2 protein-coding genes and 2 rRNA genes are annotated in these 2,412 nt (G+C 47.3%); 1 reads left to right on the top strand and 3 read right to left on the bottom strand.

The genetic code is table 11. From position 1 onward, the window contains the following. On the top strand, positions 1–211 hold a 211-nt coding region (locus WQ57_RS22210), incomplete at its 5' end, for a VOC family protein (protein WP_046525891.1). 114 nt (positions 212–325) lie between these two features. Here the strand turns inward: WQ57_RS22210 and WQ57_RS22215 are convergent. From WQ57_RS22215 to WQ57_RS22225, 3 genes are all read right to left on the bottom strand, one after another. Then, entirely contained in the window at positions 326–1,390 is a 1,065-nt protein-coding gene (locus WQ57_RS22215) for a C45 family autoproteolytic acyltransferase/hydrolase (RefSeq protein ID WP_046523708.1), read from the bottom strand. Positions 1,391–1,587: 197 nt separating this feature from the next. Further along, positions 1,588–1,703 (bottom strand): 5S ribosomal RNA (gene rrf / locus WQ57_RS22220). A gap of 87 nt (positions 1,704–1,790) precedes the next feature. Beyond that, positions 1,791–2,412, bottom strand: a 23S ribosomal RNA gene (locus WQ57_RS22225); the annotation flags it as partial.

The following is a 2,412-nucleotide window of genomic DNA, read 5'->3' on the forward strand; positions in this document are numbered from 1 at the left end:
CGATATCTTCCCTGGAATGTCATTCGTTCAGGGGAATAATGTGTCCCTCGCCGTAATGAGCAACAACCTTGATGAGCTCCAAACTTATTTTGACCAGTTGAAAGAAGGAGGAAAGGTACAAATGGAACTCCAGGAAACCTTCTGGAGCAAATGCTACGGCACACTTGTCGACCGCTACGGCATCCACTGGCAAATCAGCTATGAGGCATAGGGACGGTACTGCTGCCTCAAAAAGCACAAAAAGGAGAACTGCCACCGCAGTTCTCCTTTTTCAAAACTACGTTTTTGGCCCAAAAATCAGTAAAGAAGAGGATAACCTGGACCATTATTTTTGGTACCAGTCCGCCGGCTCCATATTGACAAATGGAATATCTGTGTCGACCATCCCCTCAATTCGCTCTGCTGAGAAGTTTTCTCCTTTCAACCAAGCCGAAAAGTCAAATACATCAGGTTCCTGGTCTCCTCCAAGCGCAATCCACGCTTTCAGGTCCTCTGGAAAATAGGCAGACGTGTGAATAGTCCCCGCCCAACTTCCATAAAGCTTGGAGAACACCCCTTTATCCGTATCATTTAAAAGTTTAAATGCCTGTTTGCCACTTAACTTATGTACTTGGTTGTCCTCAATCAGCTGCAATCTTTTTTGGGAATCCTCGAGGACCCGCCGATTCTCCTCTGTCATGATTTTAAAATGATTGGTGCAAGCTGACCCTTGCCGGATTTCAATCCTTCTGGGCGAGGTTTCCACGATATACGGCAGATCACTTTGTTGATCAAATAGCACATAGCTGAAGGAGCCGCGATGAGGTATTTCTTTCAGCAGATCAGCTGCTTCCCCTGCATTGGCACATAATTCAAGAATCAGCCTGCCGATCATATGACAAATAAAACCGTCACCAGGACGCTTCCGGTTCATGAAGGTATAGCCCATTGCGAGACCTTTCTCATTCATACCGTCACTCCTGCCGGTGATTTTCTGTGTCAAACCGATTGTCGAGTAACCTCCGTCACTTGGTTGAAAAGCAACACAGCGGCCATCATATGTCTTTGGATGATAATCATAGTTCCGGATTACATAATCATCGCCCACATAAATGGAGCATCCTGATGGGGTTACATTCACCCTATATCCCCCGAATTCCTTCAACACTCTTTCCATCGGCCATTCCAGCGAATCTTGCAACCCCAGGAACTCCTCCCACAGGAAAGGCGCCAAGTGTTTAAAAACCCGTTGAGTCTCGTCCTGATCTATCCGGAATAGCGGTCTGCGCACCTTCCATTGTCGTTCCCGGTTCTTGATTAAAATTGAATCCTTCAACTTTTCTCCCTGTTTAAAACCAAAATCATAATGCGTTCCTCGAAATTGTATGATGTCTGCATAAATATTTTTCATGATGAGGTCCTCCATTATTTCCATTACCTATAGGATACGTGGAAAAAACGGAAAAATAAAGTGGTGGGAGTGGCCTGCGCTTTAGATAAATTAATCAATGTAATTTTCCTTTTATACTTATATCACAATAAAAAGGTGATTTCCTGGTAAAAAGCACACAAAAAAGAACAGCGTATTTCAGCTGTTCTTTTCTTATAGCCTGGCAGCGTCCTACTCTCACAGGGGGAAACCCCCAACTACCATCGGCGCTGAGAAGCTTAACTTCCGTGTTCGGCATGGGAACGGGTGTGACCTTCTCGCCATCACCGCCAGACTATTTTATTGAAATGAGGGTTGTTCCCTCAAAACTGGATAATGCATTTCAGAAGGTTTGCAAATTCGAGTATCGTTCTTAATGTGTTAGGTTAAGTCCTCGATCGATTAGTATCAGTCAGCTCCACACGTCACCGTGCTTCCACCTCTGACCTATCAACCTGATCATCTTTCAGGGATCTTACTAGCTTGACGCTATGGGAAATCTCATCTTGAGGGGGGCTTCATGCTTAGATGCTTTCAGCACTTATCCCGTCCGCACATAGCTACCCAGCGATGCCTTTGGCAAGACAACTGGTACACCAGCGGTGCGTCCATCCCGGTCCTCTCGTACTAAGGACAGCTCCTCTCAAATTTCCTGCGCCCACGACGGATAGGGACCGAACTGTCTCACGACGTTCTGAACCCAGCTCGCGTACCGCTTTAATGGGCGAACAGCCCAACCCTTGGGACCGACTACAGCCCCAGGATGCGATGAGCCGACATCGAGGTGCCAAACCTCCCCGTCGATGTGGACTCTTGGGGGAGATAAGCCTGTTATCCCCGGGGTAGCTTTTATCCGTTGAGCGATGGCCCTTCCATGCGGAACCACCGGATCACTAAGCCCGACTTTCGTCCCTGCTCGACTTGTAGGTCTCGCAGTCAAGCTCCCTTGTGCCTTTACACTCTGCGAATGATTTCCAACCATTCTGAGGGAACCTTTGGGCGCC

Source organism: Mesobacillus campisalis, assembly GCF_000986785.1.
Taxonomy (GTDB): Bacteria; Bacillota; Bacilli; order Bacillales; family Cytobacillaceae; genus Mesobacillus_B; species Mesobacillus_B campisalis.